Source organism: Bacillus cereus group sp. Bc061, from assembly GCF_027715825.1.
GTDB lineage: Bacteria > Bacillota > Bacilli > Bacillales > Bacillaceae_G > Bacillus_A > Bacillus_A paranthracis.
In genome coordinates, this window is sequence record NZ_JAQFTZ010000001.1 from 644,291 (window position 1) to 657,935 (window position 13,645).

A 13,645-nucleotide genomic window follows, 5' to 3' on the forward strand; every position below is an offset into this window, starting at 1 on the left:
AAATCACTATAAAGGTGAAACTTTTGTGTATATAAACTGATATCTTTGTATTAGTAGAGAAATTACGTTAAAATAATACTAAGAAAATATATAAGTTTTGGGGGTAATGAATGAAGAAAGTATTTGAATACGTATTATTAACAATTGGCTCAATTATTGTAGCAGGTTCATTAGAGCTTATTTTAGCGCCTAATGGATTAGTAGATGGCGGGGTAACAGCCATTGCTATTATGGCGAATAAAGTTGCAGGATTGCCGCTTTATGGAGTGTTCTTGGGGATTAATATCCCGATTTTATTATTTACTGCAAAAGTAATGGGAAAGAAGTTCTTTATCCGTACGTCCTATGCAAATGTTGTGACAACACTCGGATTGATTTATTTGAAACCATTTCCAGCAATTACAACTTCTGAATTGTTAATTGTTCTTTATGGAGGAGTTCTATTTGGTGTTGGTGTAGGAATTGTAGTAAAAATGGGCGGAGCAATTGATGGATCAGAAATGTTAGCTGTTTGGATGAATAAACATTTTAAAGTGCCGATTAGTACATTTTTACTTGCTGTAAATGCGGTTATTTTCATCTTTGTTGCCATTTTGTTTTCAATTGAACAAGCGATGTTCTCATTAGCAATTTTCTATATTGTTACGAAGATGATTGATTTCATATTAGATGGCATTAATCAAGGAAAGAGCGTTATGATTATTTCTGGTAAAAATAAAGAAATAGGCGATCTACTTATGAAAGAATTGCAATTATCCGTTACGTATCTACATGGAGAAGGTGGTTTTTTAGGAGAACATAAGAGAATCATTTATTGTATTACAAACCGTTTCATTTATCCGAAAATGAAAGATCTCGTTCTCTCTGTAGATCCAACTGCTATTATTGAAGCTTCCTATTCAACAGAAACAACTGGTGTCAAACGTCCGGGAAGGGCAATGAGATCAGAAAAATAGTGCATAAAAATAGCTCCACGTAAGTATAACTTGCGTGGAGCTATTTTTATTTAGGGAACCACGCTTTTTTCAGTAATTTGACAACAGTTTCAATACATTCCTCTCGAATACTGCCAAAACCGAGCAATACATATGACTCCTCCCTTACATTATAAACAGAATCGTATGTGGAGAGAGGGTATAACTTAATACGTTCTTTTGCAGCTGCATGAATAAGTTCTTGTTCATTCATCCCGTTATGAACGTGAAGTACAATATGAAGCCCGGATTGTTCACCGAGTATATGCACGTTATTTCCCATTTCGCTTTTAATAGATTTAATTAAAGAAATATGTTTTCTTTTATATAACGTACGACTTCGGTTAAGATGACGTTCCCAATCCCCATTTTGAATAAAGGTGGCGAAGGTAAGTTGTTGCATTGTAGAGACAGTTTGTTTAAACATACCACCAAGTTCTTTATAGACTTTTAAAAGATGAGGTGGTAAAACGATATATCCCATTCGTAAAGAAGGTAAAAAAGATTTCGAGAAAGTTCCCATATAAATAACACGTTCATTTGAATCTAGCCCTTGTAAAGAAGGAATAGGTTTTCCTATATAGCGAAATTCCCCGTCGTAATCATCTTCAATAATATAACCATTACAATCATTCGCCCATTTTAATAACTCGAGTCTTCTAGATAATGGCATAATGATTCCGAGTGGAAATTGATGAGATGGAGTGACATATGCCACATTGGAACCGGATTCACGTAAAGCGGAAATATGAATCCCTTTATCGTCTAAAGGGATCGGGTGAACAGGAAGGCCACAACTTTGAATCATAGCAGGTATACGGTGAAATCCAGGATTTTCGATTCCGTATTCTTTTTTTGAACCAAGTAGTTGAAGGAGTAGCCAAAGAAGAGGCTGCGTACCTGCTCCAATAATAATTTGATCAGGTGAAGAATGTACCCCGCGAGCATGATATAAATACTTTGAAATATGTTCTCGTAGAACGAGCTCACCTTGTGGATCTTCTTTAGCAAATAATTCATTTTCATACTGCAATAAAGTTTCGTGTAACGCTCTTTTCCAGTTTGTTATGGGAAAAGCTTTTTGATCAATAAGTCCTTGACTACAATCATAATCATATTGTTCTTTTTCTTTATTGTTAGTACTGCTTGACGCAATTTGTTGTTTCTTTTGAATGACATCAATATCTACTTCCGCAACAAAAATCCCGCGTTTCGGTTTGCTTTCTACGTAACCTTCAGCTAGTAATTGTTGATAAGCGGATTCAACTGTAATACGACTCACATTAAGTTGCATAGCTAAATTTCTGTGAGAAGGAAGACGTGTACCGGCACGTAGTGATCCATGAGAGATTTCTCGTTTCATATATTCGTAAATTTGTAAGTAAATAGGTGTTTTATTTTGTAACACTAATGGGATAGTCAGATCCATTTGTAGACGCTCCTTTTTATACTGGCCTTATAAAAAAGAATAGAACTGTCACTTAAGTTAAGGGCAGTTACTTTCTATAATGATGATATAACATTTAGAAAATTTTATAAATAGTAAGGGGAGAATCATAATGAATATTAAAGAAGTAGTAACAGAAGCTGATTTACATGAAGTATTTCCCGTATTACAGCAATTACGAACAAAACTTTCAAGAGAAGAAGCAAGTTCTTTATTTCAAAAAATGAAAGAAGAAAATTATAAACTATTTTCGCTGCGTAACGAAGAGAATGAAGTTGTTAGTCTAGCTGGTGTAGCAATTTGTACGAATTTTTATAATGAGAAACATGTTTATGTATATGACCTTGTAACCGCGGAAGCTCATAGATCAAAAGGGTATGGTAATGTTCTGCTGTCATATGTAGAAAAATGGGGGAAAGAAGAAGGGTGCAGTTCTATCGTACTTACATCTGCATTTCCAAGAATTGATGCACATCGTTTTTATGAAAGAGAGGGCTTTAATAAGGTAAGCTATTCTTTTTATAAAGAGTTATAATACTAAGTAGGTTCCGTGTGTAAAAATATATGGAACCTATTTTCTTTTTCAGATTTGAGCTAGGGATAGGTCTAGCGATATGATTTGTCGAATATTAGAAATTTAAAATGGAATCTTGAATTTAGAGAATGTTAGGGGCGTTTATACTTGGAAAAAATAAAGAAATTATCTATACCAAATGATGTAAGAGTCATCATTATTTCTGATATTCATGGAGAATTAGACCTTTTTAAGGAACTACTACATAAAGTTAATTTTCAAGATGAAGATTATTTAATTATTAATGGCGATCTTTGTGAGAAAGGAAGAAATAGTATTGGCGTCGTAAACTATGTGATGGATCTAGTAGTTAGTAAGCCAAATGTGTATGTAATAGAAGGGAATTGTGAAGTTGTAGTTGAAGCACTTGTAAATGAAAATCCTGCTTTAATAAATTATTTGTGTACGCGAAAAAATACAATTTTTAATGAATGGCTAGCGCAATTGAATATTAACGTTCATAAAGAAAGTGATATCCGTGAATTGAAAACAAAATTAATGAGCCATTTCTCAAAAGAAATAAAGTGGCTAACAGAATTACCAACAGCGATTGAAACGGAGGATTATATCTTTGTACATGCTGGCCTTGAAGATAGAGAAGATTGGAAAGAGACAGAACGAAAAAATGCGATAGCAATGCCGGAGTTTTTCAATCAATCACATAAAGCAAATAAGTATGTAGTTGTCGGTCATTGGCCTGTTGTAAACTATTCAGAGAAGGCACCATCTAACAATCCTGTTATTGATAAGGAAAAAAAGATTATTGCAATTGACGGTGGAAATACGATTAAAGAGGCAGGACAATTAAATGCATTTATCATTCAGAGGACAAGTGCAAGTGATAAGTTTTCTTATACATATGTAGACTATTTTCCAGAATATGAAGTAATAGCAGATTTTCATGCCGATGCAACAATGCAGGGCGGGGTTACCTATCCACATTATTACATAGAGCCTATGGAGAAGAAGCAAGATTACACAATATGCAGGCAAAGGGAAACGAATACATTACTTTATGTGAAAGATGAATATATTAAGCAACTTGATTCAGGTGAATACACAGTGAAAACGGATATATCTTGTGCGCAAATAAGCGTAAAAAAAGGGGATATTGTTTCTCTCATTGATGGTAGCTGCTCAGGATATGATTTAATTAAAAAAGATGGAGTAGAAGGCTGGATAGAGAAAGGGATTTTAGTTGAGATAGAAAAGACGAAAAAGAAAATATTTAGCTGAAATAGGAGGGATGTAACCTCCTATTTTTTTTAAGAAGTAGATTGCTTGCTATCTTTAATAAGTAAATAAATCGTACTCGGTAAAATGACAAGCGTCATTCCTAAAATAATTGTTAGTATAGCATAACCTCTATAAGGAGTAGAAACGATAAATGGAAGCCCCGCTAGTAAAATACCTGCTATTATCATTGAAATACTACAAATATTTGAAGCTCTTTTTTCGAGGTGCTTATCATTCCATTCCAATGAAACAGTTGATTCAGTCGTATCAATTTTGGAACTGAAATAACCTATTAATATAAATAAAAGCCCTAATCCTAAAAATATAAAATGATCAAGAGGAAGTGAAAAGCCAAGAGCGATAAGGGCAATGACAATATCGACAAAAAATAAGAATAGTAAAATAGTATTGCCGATCCAAAGGAGAAATTTCTGATTACTCGCTGCTTTAGATAAAGCTAAAAATAAAAAGAATACGAAAGAACATATAATTATATTTACGATAACAAAAGTAGCTTTATCCATTGTTGATGTAGGCGTTCCATTGAAGTCCCATTTCGTAACAATATTTGATGGTAAGAAGAAATAGAGAATAATATTTGTCGTAACAATAGTGAGAAATAAAGTAATACTAAATCGATTATTCATTGAATCACCAGCTTTCTACATGAATAATTGGTATCTTATAACAAAATTATACAATATAATAAACGATATCTGTTTTGATTTTTCAGAAAAAACATTATAATTATATATGAAATAAAGAGGAGTGTAGGAGGAAATTATGAAAAGCGTAATCATAAAAGGGGATAGAGTAACAATTCGTACAATTGAAGAATCAGATATAAAAACATTATGGAATCTCGTGTTTAAAGAAGAAAATCCAGAATGGAAAAAATGGGATGCACCGTATTTTCCGTTTTCGATGCAAGAATACTCAGCCTATAAGGAAAAGATGCAAACTCGTTTAAAAGAAGAACCGCTATCCAATTTAATTATAGAACATAACGGTCAAGTTATAGGGACGGTCGGATTTTATTGGGAGTATAAACCGACGCGTTGGTTGGAGATGGGAATTGTCATTTATAATCCGGCTTACTGGAATGGCGGTTACGGTACAGAAGCGTTAACGTTATATCGGGATTTACTATTTGAAAAGATGGAGATTGGTAGAGTAGGGCTCACGACTTGGTCTGGTAATGAACGTATGATGAAAGTAGCGGAGAAAATAGGAATGAGCTTAGAAGGTAGAATGCGAAAATGCCGTTATTATAACGGAACGTACTATGACTCTATTCGAATGGGAATGATTCGTGAAGAATGGGAAGCGCTATGTGTAACAAAGGGGTGAAGGGATATGTACGCTATTATTGCTACATTTGATCGTGTATTTACTAATAAAATTACAGAATTGCAAAATGAATTAACAAATATCATTGGCACAAATCAATTAGCCGGAGCAGAACCTCATATTACGTTAGCTGATTATAATGAGTTAAATGTTCATTTGTATAAGGAGAAATTAGGGGAGTTTGTAGCTATTCAAGAAAATATGGATCCAGTAACTTTTCCTTCTATTGGAACTTTTCCTACTAACGGAACGGTCTTTCTAGCACCGACTGTTACTGATGCATTGTTAAAATTTCATCATTCTTATCATGATTATTTTAACAATTTTCATGACAACCCAAATTCATATTACGTACCGGGAAAGTGGGTTCCGCATTGTACGATTGCAAATAGATTACATACAAATCAGTTTTTAAGCGTAATGGAATATATTTATGAAAAATTTGATCATGCAACAGCTTCAATTTAGAAATTAAAATTAATAAAGGTGAATTATGAAAATGGTTCTGCCATTTCTTCTCGTATATTAGCAGAATATAATTTAAAGAGAATGGAGACATCGAGATGACATATGTAATTAGAGAAATGAAGCAGGAAGATATTCATGCTGTACAATCAGTAGCGAAAATAGCTTGGCATGATACATACGAAGGCATTATTCCGAGAGAGATTCAAGACAGTTTTTTAGACGAGGCTTATTCTGATGAAAAAATGAAATATCGTCTTGAGAATACACATTTATTCGTTGCAGAAGAAGAGGGAGAAGTCATTGGCTTTGCAAATTTTTCACCTGTTAGACTGCAAAACGAAGCAGAATTAGGAGCAATTTATTTGTTACCAGATCAACAAGGGAAAGGGATAGGAAGTGCTTTATTACAAAAAGGGTTAACAGTATTAAAAGGAATTCGGAAACTATACATTCATGTAGAAGCAGCGAATGAAAAAGGAAAACGTTTTTATGAAGCGAAAGGTTTTGCACAATTAGAAGAATTTGAAGAAGATTTTGAAGGACATATGATGCAGACAGTAAGGATGGTTTTATACATATAAGGAGGACTAGAAGTGAAAATCTTTGATTTTAGTGAAAAAGTAGGAAAGTAAATTACAGCATTTCAATCTAATTTCATAATGTCGAAAATAGTAAACCATCAAGGGAATATACATATCGGTGCTATGCATTTAAAAGAGAATGGAATAATTGGATATCATGAAGCAGTTGTATCGCAACTGCTTCTTATTGTGGACGGAGAAGGATATGTATGCGGGGCAAATAAAGAAAAAGTGAAGGTGGAAGCGGGACAAGCTGTGTTTTGGGAGAAGGGTGAATTTCATGAAACGAGTACAGAAAAGGGATTGATGGCAATTGTTATGGAAGCGGAGGATCTTGAACGAGCGATATTAATGCCTATTAAAGAGGAGAGTTGTAAAAAATGATAGAAAAGGCAAATCGGGAAGAAACGGACGAAATAATACAATATGCAGCTCAATCGCTTTTTGAAGGTACGAGGGGAAATTGTCGTTTAAATACAGAGAAAGCGATTGAAATTACAAGGCCGATTGTAGAAAAGGGAGCGTATTATTTAGTCGTTAAAGAAGAAAACGTTGTAATGGGTTGGATATTAATAGGGGAAAATACGGACTATTTTTCTCATGAAAAACTAGGGTTTATATACGAATTGTATGTTTTTCCAGAGTACCGCGGGAAAGGATTGTCAAGAAAGTTAATGGAGGCTGGTATTAAGGAATTACAAAAGAATTATTCAGAAATTCGTTTGAATGTATTTGCTGGAAATTTTGCAAAAGAGATGTACGAACAGTTTGGTTTTGTTGAAAGACAGATCATTATGACTTTGAAGTGAGAATAATAGTTTGAACGGGAGAAGAGAAAGAATGAGAAAAGAAAATGAGTATGTTGCGTATTTACAAAGGTTGTATCCTGAATTACAAATAAATTCTGTTTATATAAATGAAATAGGTCAAAATAATGATAAGAAAGCTTTTGAAGCTGGAATAGCACAATATGTATAAAAGCCGATTTTAAATCGGCTTTTTATTATTATCGATACATCGTCCACATCCCAATGTCTTTAAACCCTAGTCGTTTATAAATTCGTCCAGCAGTTGGATTGTTATAAAACAGGCAAAGTGTTCGGCTTTCTTTCGTAAAGTCTTGAATCATTTTTTGTAATATGAGTGAAGCAAATCCATTTCCGCGGTAATTCTGGTGTGTACATACGCCAACAACCATTGCAGATAATGAATTTTCAGCGGAAGTAGAGGCGGATGCGATGATTGCACCGTCTTTTTCAATATAATATGTACGTCCTGTATTTGTTTCGAGAGCTTGCCTTAAAATTTTTTCTGATTCATGAGCAGTCGGGAATTCATCGATGCTACTTCTTAATTGCATAATTCGCTCTACATCATCTAGTTTGGCAAGTTTAATTGTTTCTTGGGCAGGCGTACTAGGCAAGTTGTCGGCATCTATACATTCGCAAAAATACATTTCATTTTTGGAGCCTAATTGTAGACTGGAAGCAGTTTCAAACCTTTCTACAATAGTTGACTTACCAGAGAGTTTAAGCGGCTTATATGCGGAAAGAATTGTCTCATAATCAGTGGTAACAAGTTCTTCTTTACTATAGGGTATAAATGAATCGTGGAATCGGAGTAGAATTGATTTTAATGTTCCATTCTCTTTAAATACGCCCCATAATTCTTGAAAATCTGTGTCATAACCGAAAGCTTCAATATCTCCAATAATAAACAAGTTAAGGGCTGCTTCTTCTTTTAGGTAAGCGAATACTTGTTCATGATCTTTCTTTGTTAATTTTCGCATCATAACGAATCGACCTCTTTTTTTATTTTTCTAAATATTACAACTTAAGTTTTTTGAAATCAATATAAAATTTTATGTTTAGTTCACAAACTTTCGGAAAAACTAGGAAAGATATGACAAAGGAGGTTATGAACGGTGGATCATCCAATTCAAGGATTAATGAAAGCGGCAATGGAAAATTTAAAAGAAATGGTCGATGTAAATACGATTGTTGGAGAGCCTGTTCAAACGGCTGACGGTGGTGTAGTGTTAACGGTTTCTAAAGTAGCGTTCGGTTTTGGAGCAGGAGGTTCTGATTTCCAAACGAATGATGGACAAAGAGCGAACGGTAACCCTGCATTTGGTGGCGGTAGCGCGGGTGGTGTTTCTATTACACCAGTAGCATTTCTTGTGGTGAATAAAGATGGAGTAAATATTCTTCATTTGCAAAATGCGACACATTTAGCAGAGAAAATGATTGAATTAGCTCCACAAACAATTGATAAAATTCAATCGATGTTCCAAAAAGATGAAAAGAAAGAGGGAAATCATCATCCTCAAAACCCAGATGAAATCCTTTAAAAACGCCTGCTTACAAGCAGGTGTTTTTTCTTGTAATCACTATGTAATAAAACACATGAAATTGTAAATAGTTTTTGAAGTTTTTTCTATGTTTCTAAAATTTTTCATGTTAAAATATGCTATAGAATTGAAACATATAAAACGAAGGTGGCTAGGTGCTTTGTCTGGAGGATCTGACCAAGTAAAGAATATGATATATATTAATGGTAATCGTCGAGGTCATTGTTTTATTACATCAGGAATTACGTTTAAAGAGTTTGCAAGTAACATCCCTTCACCGCTTCATCAAGTGTTGCTTTTAAAGCATAATTTTGAATGGACAGATTTTCATTATCATACTTTATTTGAATATGTTGAGGAAGAAAATATACATAAGTTAATTCAAGCAGAGATTGATGAATTTGATGAATTTTGTTGGGTAGATTTTGATGATGCAAGCGATTTAGATGAACTAGAGCCAAAAGAAATTGCAGAGCTTTTATATTTGGCTCACAAAAAAGAACCACTTGCAAGAACGTTCTTTCCGTTATTGAAAAATAGATTTGTTTATTTTTCACATGATGACGGATGGTACAACAAAGTGTATTATCGTAGAATTGCTGATTTTGTAGGAATGTTAAGTAAAGTTATTCCTTATAAACTCGGTGCTTTCGGTAAGAAACGTTTTTCTTTCTTCCAAAAATCAAAAATTTTCCCAGCAATTTCAAAAGAAGTGATTATGGGGCTTATTCCATTAATGGAAGATGGTCTTTATATTGATCTGGCAGGGAAAATTGAGTCAAGAAGGGGTCTTGAAATTCCAGTTTATGTAGTCGGTTCGTATGAAAGTACGGATGAGGTACTAGATAATATCGATGAATTGAAAGAAGAAGCAACAGAGACTGGTTGGCTTATTTTTGATAAGAAAGAACAAGAGTGGCAATGGGTTGTGGACTAAGAAAACTTGGCGCATGCAGTCAAGTTTTCTTGTCTTTTGAAAGGAGTACAAATGAAGAAATATTATACAATTGTGGGTATTGTAAGTATTATTCTTGTGGCAATTTTACTTATCACTTGTCCGAAAGAATCAGATTTTAAATTGTATCTAGAAGATAAGTATGCATTGAAATGTGACGAGGGTAGTTTTGAATGCACACAAAATGTAGATGGTAAAAAAGAAAAACTAAAATTTGAAAGTACAGATGCACGAAATGGTGTATTCTTTATGACTGTAAAGCAAACATTTAAAACAGAAGCTGATGTTACAAAAGAATATAGCGGGGTAGGAATGTTTGGTACATTTCTTTTTGTTTCAGAGAAGACTTTCTAGTAATAGAAGGTCTTTTTTTTATGCTTATGTTCATATAGATGAAGTAAGACAAGCATAGGAGGGATATTGATGAAGAAGGAATGTATTGTTTGTGGCGGTGAGGAGTTTTTCTCTTCTACATTATACGCACGTACGAAACAAGATTGGGCATATGCGCCAAATATGTATCGATTTGAAAAGGTATTTATTGAGCATCGGGATGAAGAAAATTATCCAGTGTTTCAAGAAATTACAGCGAAGCATTGTTGTGGATGCGGTCATATTATGTTGTATCACGAATGAACACACCAAGTATAACTTGGTGTGTTTTTTTAAAACGCTGACAAAGCAAGCGGATAAAGTAAAGTAAATAAAACAGAAAAACTACCAAAACCAATTGCTGTATATCCAAGTGTTCTTGCTCCAAAATTGACAGCTAATAAGCCAACTAAAATCGCAAGAGAACCGAGTGTAACCGGATAAAATGCAATGGAGAAAAGCGAAAGAAATAAAGCGACATAGCCTATCATTGCACCGGTATTTGTACCTTCTATTTCATTTGCAATTTCTTTACGTTTATGTCTAATTGGAATGCCAGCTGGTGATATTTCAGCTGCATACTCTTCGTTTTTTTCACCACTTTTAAAATGATGATTTCTCTTTCTTCGCATGTACATCCCTCTCTTTCAATTGGGTGTACTTATATTATCTTTCATAAAGAGAAGAACATGAGTATGAGTTAAACCCAAGTAAAGCAAAAATTGGAGAATAAAGATTCCTTTATTAGCATGTACATTTCCTAATGAAGATAAAACAGGAATTTTGGAAAATGATGTAGAATGAAATGAGTGATAAAGCGTGAAGGTAGGGGAATGTATGACGAAATTTAATTGGCATGAATCAGCAGAGAAGAAATGGGATAGTAGTGCAGAGTTTTGGAATCAAAATAGTCAGGAGATGTGGGATAGTGGGAGTAGGAGTACGATTATTCCATTTTTTGAACAATATGTGAAGAAAGAAGCCAAGGTGCTTGACGTTGGTTGTGGAGATGGATACGGTACATATAAATTAAGTCGCGCGGGCTATAAAGCAGTTGGAGTAGATTTATCAGAAGTGATGATTCAAAAAGGTAAGGAGCGCGGAGAGGGACCGGATTTATCCTTTATAAAAGGAGATCTTTCTTCCTTACCGTTCGAAAATGAACAATTTGAAGCAATTATGGCAATTAATTCTTTAGAATGGACCGAGGAGCCATTACGAGCATTAAATGAGATAAAGCGTGTTCTAAAAAGTGATGGGTATGCATGTATTGCAATTTTAGGGCCGACAGCAAAGCCAAGAGAGAACAGTTATCCTCGTTTATACGGCAAAGACGTTGTTTGTAATACGATGATGCCTTGGGAATTTGAACAGTTAGCGAAAGAACAAGGTTTTGAAGTTGTAGATGGAATCGGTGTATATAAGCGCGGAGTAAATGAGAAGATGTTAGGTCAACTTCCTATAGAGTTACAACAATCGTTAACATTCTTATGGGTATTTATGTTAAAAAAGCATAAAGAAATGAAAGAATTTTTAGGAGGTAAATAAGTGCAGAAAATACAAAAAACTGATACAATATCATCAGAACCAATTAAAGGGGGACTAGGGTATATGACAACTACTACAACAGTTAAATCCGACATTGAAATCGCACAAGAAGCAAGTATGAAGAAGATTCAAGAAATTGCAGCTGAATTAAATATTTTAGAAGATGAATTAGAGCCATACGGTCATTATAAAGGTAAGTTATCTCTTGATATTTTTAAGCGCTTACAGAATGAGAAAGACGGTAAAGTTGTTTTAGTAACAGCGATTAACCCAACTCCAGCTGGAGAAGGTAAATCAACAGTAACAGTTGGTTTAGGTCAAGCTTTTAATAAAATTGGTAAGAAAACAGTAATTGCACTTCGCGAACCATCTCTTGGACCAACGATGGGGCTAAAAGGCGGAGCAGCAGGTGGTGGTTTTTCACAGGTTGTACCAATGGAAGACATTAACCTTCACTTTACTGGAGATATCCATGCGATCACAACTGCTAATAACGCGTTAGCGGCGTTTATTGATAATCATATCCAACAAGGAAATACACTTGGAATTGATACGCGTAAAATCGTTTGGAAACGTTGTGTTGACTTAAATGATCGTGCCCTTCGTAACGTAGTAATTGGTCTTGGTGGACCGGTTCAAGGTGTACCACGTGAAGACGGTTTTGATATTACAGTAGCATCTGAAATTATGGCCGTATTCTGCCTTGCAACAGATATTCAAGATTTAAAAGCACGTCTATCACGCATCGTAGTTGCTTATAATTTTGCAAATCAACCTGTAACGGTTAAAGATTTAGGGGTAGAAGGTGCGTTAACATTATTATTAAAAGATGCATTAAAGCCAAACTTAGTGCAAACGTTAGAAAATACACCAGCTATCATTCACGGCGGACCATTTGCGAATATCGCTCACGGTTGTAACAGTGTTATCGCTACTACAATGGCAGCAAAATTAGGTGATTATGTTATTACAGAAGCTGGATTTGGTGCAGATTTAGGTGCTGAGAAGTTTTTAGATATTAAAGCTCGTGCAGCTGGCATTAAACCAGAAGCAGTTGTTATTGTTGCGACGATTCGTGCGCTTAAAATGCATGGTGGCGTAGCAAAAGATCAATTAAAAGAAGAAAATGTAGATGCATTAGCAAAAGGTATGGAGAACTTACAGAAGCACGTTGAAACAATTCAAAGCTTCGGTGTGCCTTTCGTAATTGCAATTAATAAATTCATTACAGATACAGATGCAGAAGTTGCATACTTACAAGAATGGTGTAATGAGCGTGGCTATGCGGTATCCTTAACAGAAGTTTGGGAGAAAGGTGGCCAAGGCGGAGTTGACCTTGCTGAAAAAGTGTTAAAAGAAATTGAAAAAGGTGAAAACAACTACGCACCACTTTATGAATTAGAATTACCATTAGAAGAGAAAATTCGTACAATTGCTCAAAAAGTGTACGGCGCAAAAGATATTGAATTTGCTCCGAAAGCACGTAAGCAATTAGCTCAATATGAAGGCGAAGGTTGGAGTAACCTACCAATTTGTATGGCGAAAACACAATACTCTCTTTCTGACGATGCAACGAAATTAGGTCGTCCATCTGACTTTATCGTTACAATTCGTGAGCTAAAACCATCCATTGGTGCAGGCTTTATCGTTGCGTTAACAGGAACAATGTTAACAATGCCAGGCCTTCCAAAACAACCAGCAGCACTACAAATGGATGTAAATGAAGATGGAAAAGCAGTAGGTTTATTCTAAAAGGTTGTAATTCATCTCGTTTATCTGTAAACTATATA

General features: G+C 34.7%; 18 protein-coding genes and 1 pseudogene. 15 read left to right on the top strand and 4 right to left on the bottom strand.

Features of this window, described 5'->3' with window-relative positions; all coding sequences use genetic code 11:
• Positions 1 to 110 precede the first annotated feature (110 nt).
• Positions 111 to 956 carry a YitT family protein gene (locus PDQ40_RS03335; RefSeq protein ID WP_000755132.1) on the top strand — a complete coding sequence of 282 codons (846 nt, stop codon included), beginning with the start codon at positions 111 to 113 and terminating at the stop codon, positions 954 to 956.
• 46 nt (positions 957 to 1,002) lie between these two features.
• On the opposite strand, the gene pdxR is transcribed toward PDQ40_RS03335, so the two are convergent.
• Entirely contained in the window at positions 1,003 to 2,403 is a 1,401-nt protein-coding gene (gene pdxR / locus PDQ40_RS03340; protein WP_000366296.1) for a MocR-like pyridoxine biosynthesis transcription factor PdxR, read from the bottom strand.
• Positions 2,404 to 2,533: 130 nt separating this feature from the next.
• Here pdxR and PDQ40_RS03345 point away from each other — a divergent pair, with 130 nt between their 5' ends.
• Together PDQ40_RS03345 and PDQ40_RS03350 are read left to right on the top strand one after the other, a co-directional pair.
• On the top strand, positions 2,534 to 2,956 hold the full coding sequence (locus PDQ40_RS03345; protein ID WP_001021919.1) for a GNAT family N-acetyltransferase: 423 nt from the start codon (positions 2,534 to 2,536) through the stop codon (positions 2,954 to 2,956).
• A 147-nt stretch (positions 2,957 to 3,103) separates the two neighbouring features.
• Entirely contained in the window at positions 3,104 to 4,231 is a 1,128-nt protein-coding gene (locus PDQ40_RS03350) for a metallophosphoesterase (RefSeq protein ID WP_000411328.1), read from the top strand.
• A gap of 29 nt (positions 4,232 to 4,260) precedes the next feature.
• Here PDQ40_RS03350 and PDQ40_RS03355 read toward each other — a convergent pair whose 3' ends face one another.
• Entirely contained in the window at positions 4,261 to 4,878 is a 618-nt protein-coding gene (locus PDQ40_RS03355) for a DUF1648 domain-containing protein (RefSeq protein ID WP_001065185.1), read from the bottom strand.
• Between the two features lie 136 nt (positions 4,879 to 5,014).
• Here PDQ40_RS03355 and PDQ40_RS03360 point away from each other — a divergent pair, with 136 nt between their 5' ends.
• From PDQ40_RS03360 to PDQ40_RS03385, 6 genes and pseudogenes are all read left to right on the top strand, one after another.
• Positions 5,015 to 5,581, top strand: a complete 567-nt coding sequence (locus PDQ40_RS03360) for a GNAT family N-acetyltransferase (protein WP_000843679.1) — start codon at positions 5,015 to 5,017, stop codon at positions 5,579 to 5,581.
• 6 nt (positions 5,582 to 5,587) lie between these two features.
• Positions 5,588 to 6,148: pseudogene (locus tag PDQ40_RS03365) on the top strand (2'-5' RNA ligase family protein).
• Positions 6,145 to 6,630 (top strand): GNAT family N-acetyltransferase, encoded by a 486-nt coding sequence (locus PDQ40_RS03370; RefSeq protein WP_000222822.1) that lies wholly within the window; start codon positions 6,145 to 6,147, stop codon positions 6,628 to 6,630. Before PDQ40_RS03365 ends, PDQ40_RS03370 begins: the two are co-directional and overlap by 4 nt.
• A 51-nt stretch (positions 6,631 to 6,681) precedes the next feature.
• Positions 6,682 to 7,014 (top strand): cupin, encoded by a 333-nt coding sequence (locus PDQ40_RS03375; protein ID WP_270691398.1) that lies wholly within the window; start codon positions 6,682 to 6,684, stop codon positions 7,012 to 7,014.
• On the top strand, positions 7,011 to 7,439 hold the full coding sequence (locus PDQ40_RS03380; protein WP_076856555.1) for a GNAT family N-acetyltransferase: 429 nt from the start codon (positions 7,011 to 7,013) through the stop codon (positions 7,437 to 7,439). Before PDQ40_RS03375 ends, PDQ40_RS03380 begins: the two co-directional genes overlap by 4 nt.
• Positions 7,440 to 7,470: 31 nt before the next feature.
• Positions 7,471 to 7,608: a hypothetical protein gene (locus tag PDQ40_RS03385; protein WP_001224478.1), complete on the top strand. Its 138-nt coding sequence runs from the start codon at positions 7,471 to 7,473 to the stop codon at positions 7,606 to 7,608.
• A 28-nt stretch (positions 7,609 to 7,636) separates the two neighbouring features.
• Here PDQ40_RS03385 and PDQ40_RS03390 read toward each other — a convergent pair whose 3' ends face one another.
• Entirely contained in the window at positions 7,637 to 8,422 is a 786-nt protein-coding gene (locus PDQ40_RS03390) for a GNAT family N-acetyltransferase (protein ID WP_000984764.1), read from the bottom strand.
• Positions 8,423 to 8,554: 132 nt separating this feature from the next.
• Here PDQ40_RS03390 and ytfJ point away from each other — a divergent pair, with 132 nt between their 5' ends.
• The 4 genes from ytfJ (at position 8,555) to PDQ40_RS03410 (ending at position 10,571) form a co-directional block, all read left to right on the top strand.
• Positions 8,555 to 8,980, top strand: coding sequence for a GerW family sporulation protein (gene ytfJ / locus PDQ40_RS03395; protein WP_000349987.1), 426 nt, complete (start codon positions 8,555 to 8,557; stop codon positions 8,978 to 8,980).
• Positions 8,981 to 9,140: 160 nt separating this feature from the next.
• Positions 9,141 to 9,917, top strand: coding sequence for an oxalate:formate antiporter (locus PDQ40_RS03400; RefSeq protein WP_000014090.1), 777 nt, complete (start codon positions 9,141 to 9,143; stop codon positions 9,915 to 9,917).
• Positions 9,918 to 9,968: 51 nt separating this feature from the next.
• Positions 9,969 to 10,289: a hypothetical protein gene (locus PDQ40_RS03405; RefSeq protein WP_000761177.1), complete on the top strand. Its 321-nt coding sequence runs from the start codon at positions 9,969 to 9,971 to the stop codon at positions 10,287 to 10,289.
• A 69-nt stretch (positions 10,290 to 10,358) separates the two neighbouring features.
• Positions 10,359 to 10,571: a hypothetical protein gene (locus PDQ40_RS03410; protein ID WP_000711202.1), complete on the top strand. Its 213-nt coding sequence runs from the start codon at positions 10,359 to 10,361 to the stop codon at positions 10,569 to 10,571.
• Between the two features lie 29 nt (positions 10,572 to 10,600).
• Here the strand turns inward: PDQ40_RS03410 and PDQ40_RS03415 are convergent, their stop codons facing one another.
• On the bottom strand, positions 10,601 to 10,939 hold the full coding sequence (locus PDQ40_RS03415; RefSeq protein ID WP_001253199.1) for a hypothetical protein: 339 nt from the start codon (positions 10,937 to 10,939) through the stop codon (positions 10,601 to 10,603).
• 205 nt (positions 10,940 to 11,144) lie between these two features.
• Between PDQ40_RS03415 and PDQ40_RS03420 the strand changes: the two genes are divergently transcribed.
• Complete coding sequence (locus PDQ40_RS03420; RefSeq protein WP_000160037.1) at positions 11,145 to 11,855, top strand: class I SAM-dependent methyltransferase; 711 nt, start codon at positions 11,145 to 11,147, stop codon at positions 11,853 to 11,855.
• Positions 11,856 to 11,918: 63 nt separating this feature from the next.
• The gene (locus tag PDQ40_RS03425) at positions 11,919 to 13,607 is read left to right on the top strand and encodes a formate--tetrahydrofolate ligase (RefSeq protein WP_012644371.1); all 1,689 of its coding nucleotides are present in this window, start codon (positions 11,919 to 11,921) and stop codon (positions 13,605 to 13,607) included.
• Positions 13,608 to 13,645 lie beyond the last annotated feature (38 nt).